The sequence below is a fragment of the Terriglobia bacterium genome, from assembly GCA_036496425.1.
GTDB lineage: Bacteria > Acidobacteriota > Terriglobia > 20CM-2-55-15 > 20CM-2-55-15 > 20CM-2-55-15.
On the sequence record DASXLG010000202.1, the window covers coordinates 13,540 to 27,795 of the forward strand.

General features: G+C 58.5%; 13 protein-coding genes. 1 reads left to right on the top strand and 12 read right to left on the bottom strand.

The window, feature by feature from the left end:
• Nucleotides 1-46: 46 nt before the first annotated feature.
• The 7 genes from VGK48_14485 to VGK48_14515 all read right to left on the bottom strand — a co-directional run bounded on the left by VGK48_14485 (nt 47) and on the right by VGK48_14515 (nt 7,768).
• On the bottom strand, nt 47-1,099 hold the full coding sequence (locus VGK48_14485) for a c-type cytochrome (protein HEY2382382.1): 1,053 nt from the start codon (nt 1,097-1,099) through the stop codon (nt 47-49).
• A gap of 57 nt (nt 1,100-1,156) precedes the next feature.
• Nucleotides 1,157-2,941, bottom strand: coding sequence for a stage II sporulation protein M (locus tag VGK48_14490; protein ID HEY2382383.1), 1,785 nt, complete (start codon nt 2,939-2,941; stop codon nt 1,157-1,159).
• Nucleotides 2,941-4,143: a DUF58 domain-containing protein gene (locus VGK48_14495; protein ID HEY2382384.1), complete on the bottom strand. Its 1,203-nt coding sequence runs from the start codon at nt 4,141-4,143 to the stop codon at nt 2,941-2,943. Before VGK48_14495 ends, VGK48_14490 begins: the two co-directional genes overlap by 1 nt.
• Nucleotides 4,144-4,247: 104 nt before the next feature.
• Complete coding sequence (locus VGK48_14500) at nt 4,248-5,210, bottom strand: MoxR family ATPase (GenBank protein ID HEY2382385.1); 963 nt, start codon at nt 5,208-5,210, stop codon at nt 4,248-4,250.
• On the bottom strand, nt 5,170-6,282 hold the full coding sequence (locus VGK48_14505) for a DUF4350 domain-containing protein (protein ID HEY2382386.1): 1,113 nt from the start codon (nt 6,280-6,282) through the stop codon (nt 5,170-5,172). The genes VGK48_14500 and VGK48_14505 overlap by 41 nt, the downstream gene beginning before the upstream one ends.
• On the bottom strand, nt 6,279-6,899 hold the full coding sequence (locus VGK48_14510) for a DUF4129 domain-containing protein (GenBank protein HEY2382387.1): 621 nt from the start codon (nt 6,897-6,899) through the stop codon (nt 6,279-6,281). Before VGK48_14510 ends, VGK48_14505 begins: the two co-directional genes overlap by 4 nt.
• On the bottom strand, nt 6,896-7,768 hold the full coding sequence (locus tag VGK48_14515) for a hypothetical protein (protein ID HEY2382388.1): 873 nt from the start codon (nt 7,766-7,768) through the stop codon (nt 6,896-6,898). Before VGK48_14515 ends, VGK48_14510 begins: the two co-directional genes overlap by 4 nt.
• A gap of 101 nt (nt 7,769-7,869) precedes the next feature.
• Between VGK48_14515 and VGK48_14520 the strand changes: the two genes are divergently transcribed.
• Nucleotides 7,870-8,739 carry a hypothetical protein gene (locus VGK48_14520; GenBank protein HEY2382389.1) on the top strand — a complete coding sequence of 290 codons (870 nt, stop codon included), beginning with the start codon at nt 7,870-7,872 and terminating at the stop codon, nt 8,737-8,739.
• A gap of 175 nt (nt 8,740-8,914) precedes the next feature.
• Here VGK48_14520 and VGK48_14525 read toward each other — a convergent pair whose 3' ends face one another.
• The 5 genes from VGK48_14525 to VGK48_14545 are packed head-to-tail and all read right to left on the bottom strand — an operon-like array spanning nt 8,915 to nt 14,250.
• Nucleotides 8,915-10,219 (bottom strand): M24 family metallopeptidase, encoded by a 1,305-nt coding sequence (locus VGK48_14525; protein HEY2382390.1) that lies wholly within the window; start codon nt 10,217-10,219, stop codon nt 8,915-8,917.
• Complete coding sequence (locus VGK48_14530) at nt 10,219-11,382, bottom strand: dihydrolipoamide acetyltransferase family protein (GenBank protein ID HEY2382391.1); 1,164 nt, start codon at nt 11,380-11,382, stop codon at nt 10,219-10,221. The genes VGK48_14525 and VGK48_14530 overlap by 1 nt, the downstream gene beginning before the upstream one ends.
• 15 nt (nt 11,383-11,397) lie before the next feature.
• Nucleotides 11,398-12,381, bottom strand: a complete 984-nt coding sequence (locus VGK48_14535) for an alpha-ketoacid dehydrogenase subunit beta (protein HEY2382392.1) — start codon at nt 12,379-12,381, stop codon at nt 11,398-11,400.
• Nucleotides 12,374-13,372 (bottom strand): thiamine pyrophosphate-dependent dehydrogenase E1 component subunit alpha, encoded by a 999-nt coding sequence (locus tag VGK48_14540; GenBank protein ID HEY2382393.1) that lies wholly within the window; start codon nt 13,370-13,372, stop codon nt 12,374-12,376. Before VGK48_14540 ends, VGK48_14535 begins: the two co-directional genes overlap by 8 nt.
• On the bottom strand, nt 13,369-14,250 hold the full coding sequence (locus VGK48_14545) for an NAD(P)-dependent oxidoreductase (protein HEY2382394.1): 882 nt from the start codon (nt 14,248-14,250) through the stop codon (nt 13,369-13,371). Before VGK48_14545 ends, VGK48_14540 begins: the two co-directional genes overlap by 4 nt.
• Nucleotides 14,251-14,256 lie beyond the last annotated feature (6 nt).

Sequence of the window (14,256 nt, forward strand, 5' to 3'; positions counted from 1 at the left end):
ACTCTACATAGGGGTGGCCGGAATGTCAAATCACCCGTCTTCTGCGCTATTTCGCCGGACGGCGCGACTCCCCGGGTACACGGGACGCCGTATAAGCGGCGATATCCAGCATGTCTTCCGCGCTCAGTTTCGCGACGACGGGTTTCATAAGGTCTGTCCACACACCTTTGCGGGTGCCGAGCTGCATATCGTGCAACTCACGCACGACATAACTTGGAGAGCGGCCTGCAATTCCGGGCACCGGGCCGAGGCCTTCGAGATCCGGGCCGTGGCAGACGCCGCACTGCGTTGTCTTGCCGGCTCCGGTTGTGACCAGCGCTTCACCTTTCTTGATGCTGCCCGGGGGAGCGTACGCGATGAAGCCGGAGCGGGGATTCCGCAGGCTCTCGGTGTCTTCTGTTTTCTCCGGCACTTCGATAATGCGCATGCCGATCGGCTCCTTGCCCGCCTGGTCGCCTTCGAGCATGAGGAACAGGCCGCCGGCGATGCGCGTTTTCGGCACGGTGTCGGCTTCGACGACGCGTATCCATGGCGTCCACTTCATCGATGAGAAATAGGCCGCCGCGGCTTTGATTTCGTCATCCGTCATGGCTTTGGCAAAGGCGATCATCCGATTCGTGTTCGCCTTCCGAGTGTCGGCGCTCTTACGCAGGTCGTTCTTGAAATCCATCATCGTCTGCACGAAATACGAGTACGGTAAACCGGAGACACCCGCGTTTTCGGCGCGGCCTTTTCCATTCGGATAGTGGCAAAGGCTGCAGGCGTTGATCTGCGCGTCGCGCCTGCCGTGCGCGACGATGTCGGGCATTGGAGGATGGTCGCCAGGGAACCAGTCGGCCGGGCCAAAACCATCGCGGATCTGAGCAAGCGTGAACGATCCTGTGCTCCCCGGGAGCTGATGGAGCGTTGTGTCGGGCGCCGGCGCGGCGCCGCTGCCACGGCCGCCCTGTCCGCCTCGTCCGCCCGGAGGTACGGCCGGAGCAGCGGTTGCCGCTGCAGGTCCGTCAAAACCGTAAGCCCACGGTGATGGCGCAGCGGGTTGTTGAGCAGCGAACGTCACTGCCACCAGAACGGACGTCAGAGCGACAAACTTCCACATAGGTTCCTCCCTTGAAACGATGTGGAAGAAGAAACCACAAAAGGCACAAAAAGCACACTAATTTCGTGTTCCGGACAGACCGAGATAACCGAACCAGAAAACAATCGATGTTGCAAGCACGGCAATGCGTGCTCCATACCCGATACTGCTCGGGGAGACGAATCCTTCAATCAGACCGGCGAATATGAGCATGACCATCACTCCCAGCTCGATCGTCAGCGCGGAAACGGCCACGCGTCGCAGAGCCACGGCGCGGCGTACCTCCCCCGGAGCTATCACGGCGCGCGCCAGCATCAAACCGGCAGCGCCCGCAAGGGTGATGGCGAGCAGCTCTGTTCCGCCGTGCGGCATGATCCAGCCCCACAGCGACGAGCTATTGCCTTTCGACGTCATCCATCCGGCGACTGCTCCGAGTTGAATTCCGTTGGTAATCAATACAAACGCCGTGCCGACACCAGCCGTCAATCCGAAAGCAAAAGAAAGCAGAGTGACCTGAATGTTATTCGTAAGAATTGTGGAAGCGACTACCGGCCGGGCAAGGGTCGGGATGTCATGCATCGATTCGCGGCGCGCGGGTTGAAAATCCAGGAACCCGGCGGGTACAAGGTCGTACCCGAGCTCCGGATGTACCTGGACAGCGAAGAAGCTTACGAACGAAGGTCCGAACAGCAATAGGGCCGAAAGACCGACGGATCCAAGATGGCTCCGGACCGCGATCGGAAAGGCTTTCAGCCAAGAGCTTTTCGGGACCGGCTTGACGTCCAGCATTTTGCGATACAGAACCCCATGGGCCCGGACTGCAATGTTGTTGAGGTGGCGGACAACCGCCGAACTGCGTCCCATGGAACGCGCGCGCGAAAGGTCGCATCCCAGCGTCCGGTACTCCTCGATAATGCCTGCCAGTTCATCCGGTCTGAGACGCCAAAGGTCTCGCTTGCCTGCCCCTTCGAATCGCTGTATCCGTTGATTGAATTGCCGCCACTGCCGGCGTTTTGCATCCGCTGCGTCTTCAGTAACACCATCCGATGAAGCCTTCGGCGCGGAATCCGCAAGTTTCATGATTGTCTGCAGCGCCTGTTCGCAAATGTGAAACCGCTCCGGCCGCTTTTCGATTTCCTTCGGGTCCTCGCCGACTGCGGAAAGTAACGGGGACGCGATCCTCCATGCGAGCGCCTCGCGCTGCGCAACCGGCAAAGACTCGCGGCGAGCGAGAAACCGTTCAATAACCTGCATCGAGTTTGCCTCGATCCGCAGGCCGCCGGCCATGATTCCCGTCCGGACCCTGCCGCGCTCTGCTTTCAGAATCCATGTCGTACCCCAGCGCGATACACGTTCAGTGGGTTCAAGCCTCGCAATGTCCACAACGACAATTGTTCCGGCCAGCAGGTCGCCAAGCCGCTTCCCCCTCTTCGAAATCAGGATCGCGAGCGCGCCCACCACGCATGCCGGGGGAGGAAGAGTATCTGCCACTCGAACCAGATTACGCAGAGCCGACTCGCGCCAGCCGACGGGCAGCCCGTCGTCTTTGACGACGCGGATCCCGGCCCACTTCTTTCCGGGCGTTTGGCCGTTATTCAAAGCTTCAAAGAAGAGGAAATATCCCCATGTGACGATGAAGTAGGCGATCACAGCCACTGCAAGAACCCAGGAGCCTGTCGCTTGAGAACGGACGGTCAAGAGACCCGCAATTCCCATGACGACGGCAGCCAAAATCAAGACAATGACGATTCCCCCAATCAGCATCGAGTCTGCAAGCAGCGCCAAGAACCGTGAGCCGACGCCTGCGATGTCAAAATCGAGTTCAAAGTGATCGGGCGTAACGACAGAGATATGCTCATCCATTACTGTAGATTCGCCTTTCGGATTTCCAGGTAGCGCCGGATCAATTGGACCGTGAGAGCTTCCGGTGCGGCTTCGAGAGTAAGTATTCCCTTGTTGCGCATCTTTTCGAGCGCGATTTGACGCTGCAACTTCAGGCTGGCAGCGGCGGCCTTGAGATATGTCTCATCCACTGTTCCGGGAGCGGACTCCGCAATTGCTCCGATCGCCGGCTCGGTCAACACAACGCACAAAACCAGGTGCCGCGAAGTTGCCCGGGTGAGATTCAGGAGAAGACCGGCACTGCCGGCGGCATCGAGAACATCGGTCATCATAATGAGCAGGCTTCGCCGTTTCAGTTTATCCATCATTTGAGCGACCACCTGCCAGTAGTCGGATTCGACCTGTTTGACTTCCACGACTGAGAGCGAATCGAGAACACGCGGCATGATCGATGTACCGCGGCTGGGCGGGACAAAAGACTCGATGCGGTCCGAAAATGTGGATACGGCGATCGCATCACCGCGCTTCTGAGCAACATAACTGAGCATGACGGTGGCGCTGAGGGCATGCTCGAATCTCGAACGGTCTCCAATTCTGGATGCCATCAAGCGTCCCGCATCGATCATGACCGAGATCTGCTGGCCGCGCTCGGTCTGCAGGTTTCGCGTGATGAGATAGCCGCGCTTTGCGCTGATCTTCCAGTCGATCATTCGGGGATCATCGCCCGAATAGTAAGTGGACAGGCTCTCGAAGTCTGTACCATGGCCGCGCACGCGGCGAGGCCGCCGGACATCGTCATCCAGCCGGCTGATGCGCGCGATCAGATGAGATTCCCCGGTCGTCGAAAATCGTGGATAGACTCGGACTTCAGCGGCGCTCGCTATCCGCACCTGCTTCTCCATTAGAGCGCCGCGCCGGCCGATGCGCGCGGCCAGGCTGCTGAGCTGATACCGGCCGCGTTTAAGCGCTTTGATCTGATACGCAAATTCACACTCTGTATTTCCCGCGAGCTGCAACTCCGGAATGGCAGTGAGCTGCTCCAACCCCGGCGGCAGTTCATCCCGCATGACTACGCGGAGAGAAGCCTTCGAGCGGTTCCGCAGCAGAATGCGAACGTCCGTTGCCGCCCCTAAGGAAAAACGGCCGAAGTCCCGGTCGATTTCGAACGCTCCGCCATCCGGAACCGACCGGTAGTCCATGAGAGATACGACAGCGAGGGACACTAAATACAATGCTCCGACGACCCATCCCGCCGGAAAAAGAAAGGACAGCAGCCACAGCGGAGATCCGAAAACAACAAGGCGTAGGAGACGGGTAGTGGGAACCATCAGCGCGGTATCGGGACACGCTTCGTCAGCTCATCCAGACAGGAATCGGCGGTCAACCCTTCGATTTCGGCTTCGGGTGTAAGCCTTACGCGATGCCGGAGCACGGACAAAACAACATCCCGAACTTCGTCGGGTGTGACGTATGAATTACCGCGCACCAAGGCGCGCGATTTTGCGGCGCGAAGAAGCATGACGCCGGCTCGCGGGCTGGCGCCGAGCCCGAGGCTCGAAGCCGATCGGGAGTTCCGGATAAGGTCGACAATGTAGTTGACGATCGATTCGTCGACCTCGACCCGGTTCGATGCGAGGCGGATCTGCAGCAACGTTGCCGGGTCGAGAACCGGTTCCACAGAGGCCTCCGGATGCTGAATGCCTTCGCCAAGACTGTGCATCCGCGCGATCATCCGGCGCTCCGCTTCGAGAGTGGGATAGTCCACGATGATTTTCATCATGAAGCGGTCCAGCTGAGCTTCGGGCAGCGGATAGGTTCCTTCATATTCAATCGGATTCTGTGTCGCAAGCACCGTCAGAAGGGGCGATAAACCGTGCGTCACGCCGTCGATGGTAATCTGACCTTCCTGCATCGCTTCCAGCAGCGCCGCCTGGGTTTTGGCAGGAGCGCGATTGATTTCATCGGCGAGGACAACATCAGCAAACAATGGGCCGGGACGGAAATGAAACTCCGACGATCTCGGCTCGAACACGTTAACGCCCGAGACATCCGCCGGCATTAGATCCGGAGTGAATTGGATGCGTGAAAACTTTGCATTGATCGACGCCGCAAGACAACGCGCAAGAAGCGTTTTTGCGACGCCGGGAACACCTTCAATCAGCGCGTGGCCGCCGGCGACCACAACGACGATCAGGTCATCGATTACAGATTCCTGACCTTCAATCAAATTCGCCAGATTTTGTCTGAGCTTAGCCAGCAGTGCCTGAACGTCTGCCCCGGGCAAGTCCATCAGTGAAGCTCCTCGCGATCGTTGCCGCCTTTTGTCCGAACTGAACGAAATCAGTGTCGGATAACACCTGCGTCGAAGCCGCAGCTTTTGCAGCCTGCGCATAGGAATCCAGATCCGCTCGTTCAATCCCCAGAGGACCCGCTAACCGTTCGCGGACAGCTGCGTCCATCAGATCAATGCGCTGGCGCAGAATCGTTGAAACATGCGCATTCAGATACTGTTGCATGATTGTCGCAGCCAGGATCCGCGCGCGCGCCGCACTGAATAAGCCGCCGAGAGCCTGTACGGTATCCACGGGATTGGTTCGTTCAACCGGCAATTCATCAATCGGTGCTCCGAACCTGCGCCGGCAGCCGAAAATGTAAATCAGACCCGCCAATGAAAGCTGCGCGCACATCAACCCCCATGGGGTGGCGCTGAACATCGCCATAAGCGAAATCAGGCCACGCTGGGAAGCGAATCCAAGATGATATTCATCGAATAATGCGCCGCCGCCCCATTCCGAGCATCGTTGGGCAAGCCAGACTGCATTGTCGGTCTTACTCAGACTCGAATTTGAAAACGCATGATCATCCGCCACAAAAACGATTCTGCCCTTACCAACTGAAGTGATGGCCGCAGACTCCGTACCGCGGCCGGCGCCAGGACCGGCATGTATGGCATGCCGGTCGAGGAAATTCGGTACGGGACTCTTCGCGGAACTCTGGATGATCCAATCCGTATTGGACGCGAGTATCAATTGGCCGCCGGATCTGATCCATTCATCGAGTGCCCTGGCCTCATCCTGGCCCATGGTGTCGGGATGCATGACAATCAGCGAAGCGAAACCGGTGCGAGAGGGACGCTTCAGTTCTGTGAGTGGAAGACGCCACTGGCCGACGGAAGGCAATGCCCGCTGGAGGACAAGATAGATGGCCCGTCCGCCGCTGGCATCGGTGAAGAAAGTCGATGGTCTCCGCAAAACAGTATCGGTGGACGGATTCGCAGAAAGGGCGGAGATCGCCAGAATCAATATGAAACAGATACCCGCGGCCAGCACTGCCGTCCATAGGTTCGACCGCGCTTCTTTCACGAGCCCGCCTTTACCGCAAGCTGCCGGACCTGTGCCAGAAGTTCGCCGGCGTGGGCACAATCGAAATCACCGTGGGCATAAATGACGCGTTCGTAGGCGTTGGTCAGCTCGCGCAGGGCGGCAGCTCCGTCGGCGCCAATGGCGCATTCGCGAATGTAGTCGCTGTTGGTTTTCCACCGCACAAATCGGATCTGGCCTGCTCGATCCAGAATGGATAGGAGAATGCGATGCGTTATCCAGATGGCTCTGTAGATATCGCCTTTGTTCAGAGCCTCGCCCGCCAGCCTGAAGGCGTCATTCCAACTTTCCGCAATGCCTTCGAGAGCACGAAGGCTCTGGTCACGCCGCCTGCCGTCATCTTCCTTTCGCAGCGACGCGAATTCTCGAGCGCCCGTAAGCACGATATGCACGATCAATAAAACGAGGATGACGGACAGTATTGCAATGAGCAGTTTCGATAATTGGGGGTTCCGGCCTGACCAATTCGCTACTTCGCGCAGCCATTGAAGCGCCCGATCCAGCAGGAGTTGAGTCCAGGTGGGTGTAGAAAGAAACTCCGGCCGTGCCAGAACGTCCTTTGTAATCTGCCGAACCTCTTCCGGAGTCGGAGCAATCATGCTTGAACCGATGGGCTGCCGATGGCCTGACTCAACATTTCAAGGTCGAATCCCTCCTTACGAATGCGAAAGTCGTAATAGAGCAGAGTGATTGCAATTGTCTGAAGCGGAGAAATCAGAATGCTGACGAAACTCGCGACAACACTCTGAACCAACGCGTTCAGACTCGATGCGGCATCGAAAACCAGAGATGTAACCCAATTGCCGCCGCTCTGGAGCAGGAGAGTCATTACAAAGAACAGGGCGACGACGATGAAAACCTTGCCGCGATTTCCCTTAACCAGGTTCCAGCTGCGGCGGCGAATTTCCGCGCTGTCCATTGTTACAGGCGCCGTCTTTGGTTCGCCCGTCAGTGAGTAAACCCGGCGGGTTTTTCGATCGGCCGCTTCGACCATCACCACCGGCGCTATAAGTGAATACGAGAGGGCCCAGAGAATGCCGGGTACGATCAAGAGCATGAAGCCCCCGATAATAATCAGTCCGGCGACAACCTGCGTTACTACGAGAGTACCGACGCTTCCCCATGCCTCGGCTAATGCGCCTGCCGTCGTCACGGGGTTTCCCAGGTACTTGTCACTTACCGCCTTCGTTATGGCGCCGGTTACAAGCGGATAAACGACCATCAGGGTCAGCAACGAAATGAGCCCTGATACAAGCACCGCAACGAGAGGGACCGGCGAACCTCTGCGGTTAATCAAAAGCGTCGGTATCGCCTGAATTACAATCAGCGGCAAGTTAAAGACGGCCGTAATGCCGAACATGAGAGAAAAGTTTTCGGTATAGAGCCGGAATGCCCTGTCTAAAATCATCCCCACAGTCATCGGTTCGAAGTGATGTTCGCCACTGCCCACGGGGTTTACCTCCGTCATAACCGCTCGCACGTGAGGCCGGTACTGTAACTGACGCGTCGAGCAGGGTCAATTGTACGATTCGCGGCCGTGGTAGACTCGTCCCAAAAAAGGGAGGCCACTTGGCGCAATTATTCAAAGCAGCAGCGGGACTCGTGTTCGCCATTGTCATCGCTGGAACGTCCGTGGCGGCAGGTGCCCAGTGGTTCAAGTATCCGAGTCCGGGAGCGCCGCGGACGGCGAACGGAGAGGTCGATCTTTCGGCAGCGGCTCCGCGGCTGGCGAATGGCAAGCCGGATTTGTCGGGTGTCTGGATGACCGGAGATCCGTCCTGCGGAGTTGGAGGTCCGGCGAACCTCAGCGATCTGATCAAGCTGGCTCCTCCGTCACGCAAGTGTCCGCCTCGTGGGGCAGCGATGTCGCGCGAAGGTATCAACATGGGTGTCGACCTGCCCGGCGGGTTACCTTACCAACCCTGGCTCGCGGATCTCGTTCAAAAACGCACGGCGAGCCTGGCGATCGACGATCCCCATATCCGGTGCCTGCCCGACACGTTTCTGCGCGCATATGGGCTCCCCCATTATCTGAAGTTTATTCAAACGCCGAATATTCTCGCGGTGCTCAATGAAATGAACGGTGTTTACCGCCAGGTGTTCACGGACGGGCGGCCCCTGCCGGACGACCCGAATCCGTCCTGGCAAGGATATTCGTCGGCCACCTGGTCCGGCGATACTCTCGTCGTGGAGACGATCGGATTTCGCGACGACCTATGGATCGACTGGGACGGCAGCGTCATCACACAATCCGCAAAGGTTCGCGAGCGAATCCGGCGGCCGGATTTCGGACACCTCGAAATCGAAGTAACGGTGGATGATCCGAAAGCATATACGAAGCCATGGAGCGTGACGTTGCACCAGCAGTTCGCACCTGATACGGAGTTGATCGATGAAATCTGCGCCGAGAATGAGAAGTTCTCACGGCAGCTGAAGTAGGCGCGCGTAATTCGGCATCGTGTGTGAGCGACCCCCTGCCCGCGCTTGCGCGGGCTGTCCCCCTGTGTCAGGGGGACAGTCAACAGTCAAACCCCAGCAACTATCCTCCTGATGCAGGCCTGATACAGGGGGATAGCCGGCCGCCAGGCCGGCAGGGGGTCGCTCACAAGGACTGTCAGTAGCGGTTCGCGACGGGGAGTTCTTTAGCCGGATATAACGAAATGATCTTTGCGCCTTCCGGCGTGAGCACGACCATTTCTTCGATGCGCGCGGCGGAGACTCCGTCCGTTGCGGGACAGAATGTTTCGACGGCGAACACCATACCGGCCTTCAGCTCGTAGGGCTCGACGAAGGAATTCAGCCGCGAAATCAATGGACGCTCGTGCAAGCCCAATCCCAGACCGTGGCAGAAATTCAGGCCGAACGCGGCCATTTCGGTTTCGAAACCGATGTCCGAAGCCTTGGGTAGCTGCTCGGCGGCTTTGTCCGTCGTAACGCCCGGCTTGAGCATTTCGATAGTGTCGTCCATCCACTGCCGTGCGCGTTTGTAGGCATCGCGCTGCGGGGCGGTCGAGCTGCCGACCGAAAAGGTGCGGTAGTAGCAGGTTCGATAGCCGATAAACGAATGGATGATGTCGAAATATGCCTGATCGCCGGGGCGGATCAGACGATCCGTGAAATTGTGCGGGTGCGGACTGCAGCGTTCTCCGGCAATCGAGTTGATGCCTTCCACGCAATCCGATCCCATTTCATATAGCCGCTTCGAGGCCAGCGCCACGATCTGGCTTTCCTTCACGCCGGGTTTCAATGCGTCGGCGATGTCGTGATACACGCCGTCGACCATGCTGGACGCGATATTCAAAAGCGTGATTTCGTCGTGGCTCTTCACTTCGCGCGCATACAGCATCATCTGCTGTCCGTCGCGGACTTCGATTCCTTCTTCCTGAAGCGCGAAGAGCATCGGTGGCTCGCACACGTCCAGACCGAGCGGCATGTCCGCGACGCCTTCCTTCTTGAGAATCTCTTTGATCTCCTTCGCGGCCGCCTTGAACAGACCCACTTCGGGACCGATCGCGCCTCGCATGCCCGGATTTCCCGCACGGACATGGTCCTCGTGCAGCCACGGACAGTAAATACGGTGATGGCGGGCCGCCGAACCGAAATCCCAGACCCACGGATCACCGGTTCCCGTCAGCAGGCAATAGCGGATCAGCTTGTCGCGAGCCCACTCACCAATAACGGTGCTCGAGATGTATCGGATGTTGTGCTGATCGAAGCAAAGCATGGCGCCGAGATCGGACTTCCCGAGCGATTCGCGCGTGCGCGCGAGGCGGTATCGATGAAGGCGGCGGAACTCCACCCGCTCTTCAAAATCCACCTGAGTAATTCCGGGCGCCTGCAGCGGGCGGTGCCAGCGATGCGCGGGCTTGAGATCGTCTTCATTAACGGGCAGAAATTCCGGTCTGTTCGACTTCTTCATTAGAGCAACTCCGCTGGCTTGCGAATCGCTTCGGCCAGATCGTTCAGAAACATTGCGCCTTGAGCGCCATCGATCACACGATGGTCGCCGGATAATGTCAGCGTCATCATCGGCCGCACAGCGGGCTTTCCATCCACGGCGACGACGCGGTCGGCGATGCGGCCAACCGCGAGGATTGCCGCCTGGGGCGGCAGAATGATCGCGCTGAACGCATCGACGTTATACATGCCGAGATTCGTAATCGTGAACGTTCCGTTCGCCACATCCGAAGGCTTCAGACGGCCGCCGCGCGCTCGCTCGGTGAGATCTTTCCGCTGCTGCGCGATGCCCGGGAGCGAAGCCGCGTCGGCGTTGGGAATGACTGCTCCGACCACACCGTCCGTCACCGCCATGGCAAGACTGATGTTGATGTTCGGGTTGAGGTGGATGCCGTTCCGGACCCAGCTCGCGTTGACCTTGGGATGCTTCTTCAACACGCGCGCGGTGAGTGAAACAAGGAGATCCGTAATGGTGACTTTATCGCGGCCCTGTTTTTCACGGGTTTCGAGCAGCGCTGTGGCATCGAGATCGCGAACAAGGAAGAAATGAGGAACCTGAGTCCAGCTCTGCGTCGTGCGCTCGGCCATGAGACGCGCGACGGCGCTGAGCGTGGCGGAGGCTGAAGTGGCGCCCGCGAGGACGTCGTCACTGATAATCGTGCCGGCGGGACCGGAGCCTTTCAGCGACCCGAGATCGACACCCTGCTCTTTAGCAAGCCGCCGCGCCTTCGGAGAAATCTGGGCGCGCGGGGACGAATCAGGGGTCGCACCCCCAATTCCTAGGTTTCGGAATTCGGGGTGCGACCCCTGATTCGTCCCCGATTTCGGGCCGGTAATTTTTCTGGCGGAAGGAGCCGCAGTGCCGGAGTCGGCCGGGGGCGTCTCGCCGGGAGCGACGATCCAGGCGATCGTCACGCCGACCGGAACGACATCACCCTCCTGAGACTTGACGCCGGCGAGCACACCGTCCGCCGCCGCTTCCACTTCCACGACGGCTTTGTCCGTCTCGATCTCGAGAATCGGCTCGCCCTTACTGATGGCATCGCCTTCTTTCTTGAGCCACGAAACGATCTTTCCCGTTTCCTGCGCCATTTCCAGCGCAGGCATCACTATGCTGGTTGCCATAATCGGTTCAAATGTCTACTCGAACATGTTCCGGGCCGCGTCGAAGACCATTTGCTCGGTGGGAACCGTCGCATCTTCCAGCGGCGGTGAAAATGGAATCGGAACGTGCATCGCTCCAATACGTTTGACCGGCCAATCCAGATCGAAGAAACACTTTTCGGCAATCACCGAAGCGATCTCGGCGGTAGCGCCGTACCGGAAGTAGCCTTCGTCGACCACGATCGCACGCGCCGTTTTCTTCACAGATTCGAGGATCGTTTCCTCATCGAGCGGCCATAACGTGCGCGGATCGATCACTTCAGCGCTGATGCCCTGGGCATCCAGCATTGTGGCAGCGCCCAAAGCAACCTGAACCATGCTGCTTGTAGCAACGATCGTGACATCGTCGCCCTTGCGTTTGACGTCGGCCAGGCCGAGTGGAATCGTGTAATCTTCCGGCGGCACCGGGCCTTTCAACTTGTACATCATCTTGTCTTCAAAGAAGACGACGGGGTTTTCGTCGCGAATCGCGGTCTTCATCAGACCTTTCGCATCATAAGGCGTCGAAGGAAGCACGACTTTCAAGCCCGGAATGTGACAGAACCACGCGTGCAACGACTGCGAATGCTGAGCAGCCGAACGGCGGCTGGCGCCGAGCGTGGCGCGCATGACCATCGGGACTTTCCATTTTCCGCCGGACATGTAGTGAACCTTCGCAGCCTGATTCACCATCTGGTCCATGACCAGCGTCGAAAAGTCGCCGAACATGATGTCCACGACCGGCCGCATGCCGGTCATGGCCGCGCCGACCGCCATTCCGGTAAAGCCGGGTTCTGAGATCGGCGTGTCCAGGACGCGTTCGGGACCGAATTCATCGACCAGTCCACTGAGGACTTTGAAAACAGTTCCGGCTTCCGCGATGTCCTCTCCGCAGATGAACACCGTGGAATCACGGCGCATCTCTTCGGCGAGCGCCTCGCGGACCGCTTCTCCTAATGTCAGTTCGCGTGTCTCAGGCATAAATATCGTCATGCACCTCATCGACGCCGGGATATGGCGCGTCGATCGCGAATTTCACCGCTTTCTTAACCTCCGCTTCCACCTCGGCATGCATCTTGTCGAGCGCCGCCCGATCCGCCAGTTTTTCCGAGATCAACCAGTCCGCGAGCATCTTCACCGGATCACGCTGCGTCTTCCACATCGTCTCTTCTTCTTTCGAACGGTAGTAATCGCGCTTGACGTCACCGACGTGATGGCCATGGAACCGGTATGTATTGCACACCAGAAATGCAGGGCCCGCGCCGCCGCGCACCCGGTTCACGATCTCCTTCGCGGTCGCGTACACCTTGCGCACATCCTGTCCGTCGATGGCTTCGCCCGGAATGCCGAAACCGGCAGCCCGGGTGACCATATCGCCGGCCAGCGTTTCTGAATTGTGGGTGTATTCGTTGTAGAGGTTGTTTTCGCAGACGTAGATGACCGGCAGCTTCCACAGTGCCGCCATGTTCATGACTTCATAGAGCAAGCCCTGTCCCATCGCGCCGTCGCCAAAGAAGCAGACGGCAACCTGATTCGTCTTCAAACGCTTCGCCGAAAGAGCGGCTCCGGTGGCGATACCGGCGCTTCCGCCCACGATGGCGTTCGCGCCCAGGTTTCCGGTTTCCGGATCCGCGATGTGCATCGAACCGCCCTTGCCTTTGCAGTACCCGGCCTTTTTACCGAGCAGCTCGGCGAACATCCGATCGAGTTCCGCTCCCTTGGCCAGGCAGTGGCCGTGACCGCGGTGCGTGCTCGTGATGTAGTCATTGGGGTTCAGCGACTGGCAGACACCCACAGCGATGGCTTCTTCGCCAATGTAGAGGTGCGCGAGACCGGGCATGAGAGCGCGCGTGTAAAGGTCATTCGCGCTCTCTTCAAACGATCGGATCATCAGCATTTGGCGGTACATCCGGAGCCACTGTTCAGCTTCGGCCTGTGCCTGTGTTTTTGAAGGATCAACAGCCGTTGTCATTTTGAAACTCCTGAGAGCTTTTCAAGAACTTTGAAAATGATCGCGAAGTCTTTTTCGGCGAGCCCCATTGCGCGTGCGGCGGTGAGGTATTCATTAGCAAGAGAAGTCGTCGGCAAAGGCACGTCGACCTGGCGGCCCAGTTCGAGCGCCAGCTGCATATCTTTCTGCATCATGTTGACGTTGAACCAGGCTTCGTCGGGCATGTTCAGAACGAACGGTCCGCGGTACTGCAACATGGGAGATGCGACAACGCTGTGGAGAAGGACGTCCACGGCGATGTCGCGCGAAATGCCGGCCTTTTCCGCAAGCAATACGCCTTCGGCGAAAGCGAGAATCTGCGTCGGCAGGCAAAGGTTGATGGCGATTTTCATCGAAAGCGCGAGGCCGTTATCGCCGACGTGCGTCGCCTTGGGTCCGAGATCAAGCAGGATCGGCTTGACCCGCTCGAAGGTCTCAGCGCGGCCGCCGACCATGACCGTAATTTTCCCCTGTTGAACTGTGATCACGCTTCCCGAAACAGGCGCATCCACCATGTCCGCGCCTTTTTCGCGAGCTAGTGCAGCGTGCTTGCGGCTGGTGGCCGGGCTCACGGTGCTCATATCGACCCAGACTTTTCCGGAGCTGAGGCCCGCAAGGATCCCATTGGGACCTTCCGCCAGCTCCGAAATGGCCGCGGAATTGGTAACCATCGAAAAGATGATATCGGCGGCGGCACACACCGCTTTGGGAGAGCCGGCCCACTTCATGCCCTTGTCGAGGAGCCATTGTGCCTTTGATTTCGTGCGGTTATAGCCAGTGACCGTATGTCCCTTTTCGAGGAACTTTTCGACCATATGGCTGCCCATCACACCAAGCCCGACGTACCCTAAATTCGCCATGGACGA